The sequence below is a fragment of the Candidatus Poribacteria bacterium genome (assembly GCA_016866785.1).
In the GTDB taxonomy this organism is placed as follows: Bacteria; Poribacteria; WGA-4E.
This window is the reverse complement of the sequence record VGLH01000210.1, coordinates 1-3,988: the sequence shown is the minus strand read 5'-3', so window position 1 is coordinate 3,988 and position 3,988 is coordinate 1. Positions and strand designations below refer to the sequence as shown.

Genomic DNA, 3,988 nt, shown 5'->3' with positions numbered 1-3,988 from the left:
GACGCCGGACGCGGCGAAGCCGGTTCGCTTCGCGAACTTCTCCGTCGAGATGGAGACCGGCACGGGCAAGACGTACGTCTATCTGCGGACGGCGCTTGAGCTGTTCCGACGTTACGGGTTCCGCAAGTATATCGTTGTTGTGCCATCCGTCGCCGTGCGCGAGGGCGTCCTCAAGACGTTCGAGGTCACGAAAGCCCATTTCGCGGAAGTAGCGGACAACACGCCCTACCGGTTCTACGCCTACGACTCGGCGAACCTGACGCAGGTGCGGCAGTTCGCGCTCTCGAACGGCGTCGAGTTCATGGTGATGACGATTGACTCGTTCAACAAGGCGACGAACGTCATCCGCCAGTCCACCGACCGGCTGCAGGGCGAGACGCCGATTCATCTCGTTCAGGCGGCGCGCCCGATCCTGATACTTGACGAGCCGCAAAACATGGAGAGCGAGCTGCGGGTTCGGGCGTTGGCGAATCTCGACCCGCTGTTCGCGCTCCGGTACAGCGCGACGCATCGGAACCCGTACAACGTCGTCTACCGTCTGACGCCGTTCGAGGCGTACCGGCAAGGGCTCGTGAAGCGGATCGAAGTCGCCGGTATCGAACAGATGGACGACGCGAATCTCCCGTTTCTCCGGCTGGACGAAGTGCGGACGGCGAAGCGAACGCTCACCGCGCGGATCGCCGTCCACAAACTGATGAAGGACGGAACGGTCAAGGAACAGGTGATTACCGTCAAGCCGGGCGAGAACCTCCAGGCGCAGACGAACCGCCCGGAATACGCCGCGTTTGTCGTGGACGAGATCAACTACAGTTTCGAGTTCGTCTCTTTCACGAGCGGGATCGAACTACAAAAAGGCGCGACGCTTGGAGCGGACAAGGAAGCCATCTTCGAGGCGCAGATTCGGTATACCGTTGAGGAGCATTTCCGCAAGCAGGAGCGTCTGAAGCCGTTCGGCGTCAAAGCGCTGTCGCTGTTCTTCATCGACCGCGTGGACAACTACGCGCAAGAGGACGGGATCATCCGGCGTCTGTTCGACCGATGCTTCGACGAGCATAAGGCGAACCACCCCGACTGGCGGGATGTGGACGCGGCGAGCGTTCAGGCGGCGTACTTCGCCCAACGCAGGACGAAGACGGGCGATATCGTCCTGGAAGACAGCAAAACCGGCGAAGCGGAACGCGATCGGGAGACCTACGACCTTATCATGCGGGACAAGGAACGCTTGCTTTCCTTCGAGGAACCGACGGCGTTCATCTTTTCGCATTCCGCGCTCCGTGAAGGCTGGGACAATCCGAACATCTTCCAGATTTGCACGCTCAACCAGACGACTTCGGAGATGAAGAAGCGGCAGGAGATCGGTCGCGGCGTCCGTCTGGCGGTGAATCAGAGCGGGGAACGGATCCGTGATGAGAAGGTGAACATCCTCACCGTCGCGGCAAACGAGAGTTACGAGCGATACGTCGAACGCCTTCAATCGGAGATCGTCGAGGAATACGGCGACGGCGAGACGCCGCCCAGACCGGCAAACGCTCGGCAACGGGGCGTCGCGCGGCTCCGGAAGGAATTCACGCTCAAGCCGGAGTTTCGAGAGCTCTGGGAACGCATCAAACACAAGACGCGATACGCGGTGACGACGGACACGGACCAGTTGATCCGCGACGTCGTCGAACGATTGGACAACGCGGAGATACGAAGCCCGCGAATCGTCGTCACACGGGCGCGCGTGGATGCTCGCAAGGATGAAGACGTCTTTACCGCGATGCAGACGAGCGGCGCGAAGACGGTCGCCGATTTGGCAGGGAAGTATCCTTTGCCGGATTTGATCGGCGTGATGGGTCATCTACTCGAACACACGTCGCCGCCAGTACGTCTCGCTCCGCGGACGCTGATCGAGGTCTTGAGGCGGACAAAGAGACGAACGGATGCGACGGACAACCCTCACGAGTTCGCAGCAGTGACGGTTCGGCTTATCAAGTTGGTGCTGGACGGCCAGCTTGTGAGCGGCATCCGCTACGAGAAGACCGGCGAGTGGTACGAGATGACGTGCCTTCAGGATGAGATCGAAACATGGGAAGACCATCTGACGCCAGCGGTACGGTCGGTGTACGACGGGGTTCTCTGTGATTCAGACGTGGAGACGCAGTTCGTTGCTGACCTTGAAGCGCGCGACGACGTGCTTCTCTACATCAAACTGCCGTCGTGGTTCACCGTGCCGACGCCGGTCGGAACGTACAACCCCGACTGGGCAATTGTCCTGGAAGAACGCGACGAGCACGGCGAAGCAACAGACAAACGCCTTTACCTCGTCCGCGAGACCAAGGACACGACGGTGTTGGACGATCTGAGCCCTGACGAAGCCCGGAAGATCCGCTGCGGCGAACGGCACTTCGTCGACGCCTTGGACGTGGACTACAAAGTCGTCACGAACGGGAAAGACCTGCGTCCGCGACGTTGACTCGCCATCAATGAAACGCGCCGCCACCGAACCGCTCCCGCGCCATCGCGGCGATGGTTCCCCCGATGCTGATCGACGACGTCGCCGCCGGTGACGGCGCGTTCAGGACGTGGATCATCCGCTCCGCTTCGACGATGCGGAAGTCGTCCACCAACCGCCCGTCCGGCGAGACCGCCTGCGCCCGCACGCCCGACCCGCCCGGCTGGATGTCCGACCCCTCGAGCTCCGGCAGGAGCCGCTGCAGCGCCCGCACGAACGCCGCCTTGCTCAGCGACCGGTAGAACTCGCCGATGCCCGACCTGCCGTAGCGCCCGACCATCCGCCAGAAGCCGCCGTAGGATGCCGCGCTCCACGCGTCCCGCAGGGAGAAGCTCGTCCGGCGGTATCCCTCGCGCCGGAGCGCTAAGACGGCGTTGGGCCCCGCCTCGACCCCGCCGTGGATCATCCGCGTGAAGTGCACGCCCAGGAACGGGAACCGGGGGTCCGGCACGGGGTAGATGAGGCTCTTGACGAGGTGATGCCGCTCCGGCACGAGCTCGTAATACTCGCCCCGGAACGGGATGATCCGCACGCCGGGATCGACGCCGCACATCCGCGCGATCCGGTCGCACTGGAGCCCGCCGCAGTTGATGAGGTTCCGGCTCGACACGGTTCCCGCCGTCGTCTCCAGCGTCAGAGCCGACGACTCACGGCGGACGCCCAGCAGTCGCGCGTCGGTGCGGATCTCGCCGCCGCGCTCGCGGACGAGCTCGCCCATCCGCATCGCGGCAGCGCGGAAGCCGATGATGCCCGTCTCCGGCACGTGGAGCGCGGCGATTCCCCGCGCGTGCGGCTCGAAGTCCGTTATCTCCTCGGCGCGGAGCCGTCGGAGCCCGACGAGACCGTTCGCGGTTCCCCTGCGTTCGAGCTCGTCGAGTATGGGGACCTCGTCGGGGCGCGTCGCCACGACGATCTTGCCGCACTGCTGGTAGGGAACGCCCTGCTCGTCGCAGAAGCGCACCATCGCCCGCCTGCCCGCGACGCAGTTACTCGCCTTGAGGGAGCCCGGCTTGTAGTAGAGCCCCGAATGGATGACGCCGCTGTTGTGGCTCGTCTGGTGCGCGGCGAGGCGGTCTTCCGCTTCGAGGACGACGACGCCCGCCCGCGAGTCGGCCGTCAACGCCATCGCGGTCGCCAGTCCGACGATCCCTCCGCCGATCACGGCGACGTCATAGGTTCCGTTCATCGCGGCTCCTGTCAGCAAGCGATCGCTCCGACGTCTGCGTGTTGTAGGGGCGGGTCTGAGACCCGTCCTACGGATTCGAGCGTTCCACTGGGTAGAAAACGGCATCCGCCGAAGCGCGTCGCCGATACTCGTGCTACACTGGCGATCCCCATTCTCGGTGCGAGACCATGTCTCGACAAGGGGAAACCATGTCGCGTGTGAACCTGACCGGAGAAGAAGCCCTCGCGCATGCCGCTCTGGCGGCTGGCGTGCGAGTCGTCGCTGGTTACCCGGGCTCTCCGAGCTCCGGCGTCGTCGAGACCCTGGCG

Annotated in this window: 2 protein-coding genes; one reads left to right on the top strand and one right to left on the bottom strand. The window is 63.9% G+C overall.

The genetic code is table 11. The annotated features are described in order from the left end of the window. The coding region (locus tag FJZ36_18290) for a DEAD/DEAH box helicase (GenBank protein MBM3216849.1) at nucleotides 1-2,455 on the top strand (2,455 nt) is incomplete at its 5' end. A gap of 7 nt (nucleotides 2,456-2,462) precedes the next feature. Here FJZ36_18290 and lhgO read toward each other — a convergent pair. After that, on the bottom strand, nucleotides 2,463-3,680 hold the full coding sequence (gene lhgO, locus FJZ36_18285) for an L-2-hydroxyglutarate oxidase (protein MBM3216848.1): 1,218 nt from the start codon (nucleotides 3,678-3,680) through the stop codon (nucleotides 2,463-2,465). Between the last annotated feature and the right edge of the window lie 308 nt (nucleotides 3,681-3,988).

Bases quoted from the DNA above. Each gene is read 5' to 3' on its own strand.
- lhgO (MBM3216848.1), bottom strand. From the start codon at position 3,680: ATGAACGGAACCTATGACGTCGCCGTGATCGGCGGAGGGATCGTCGGA.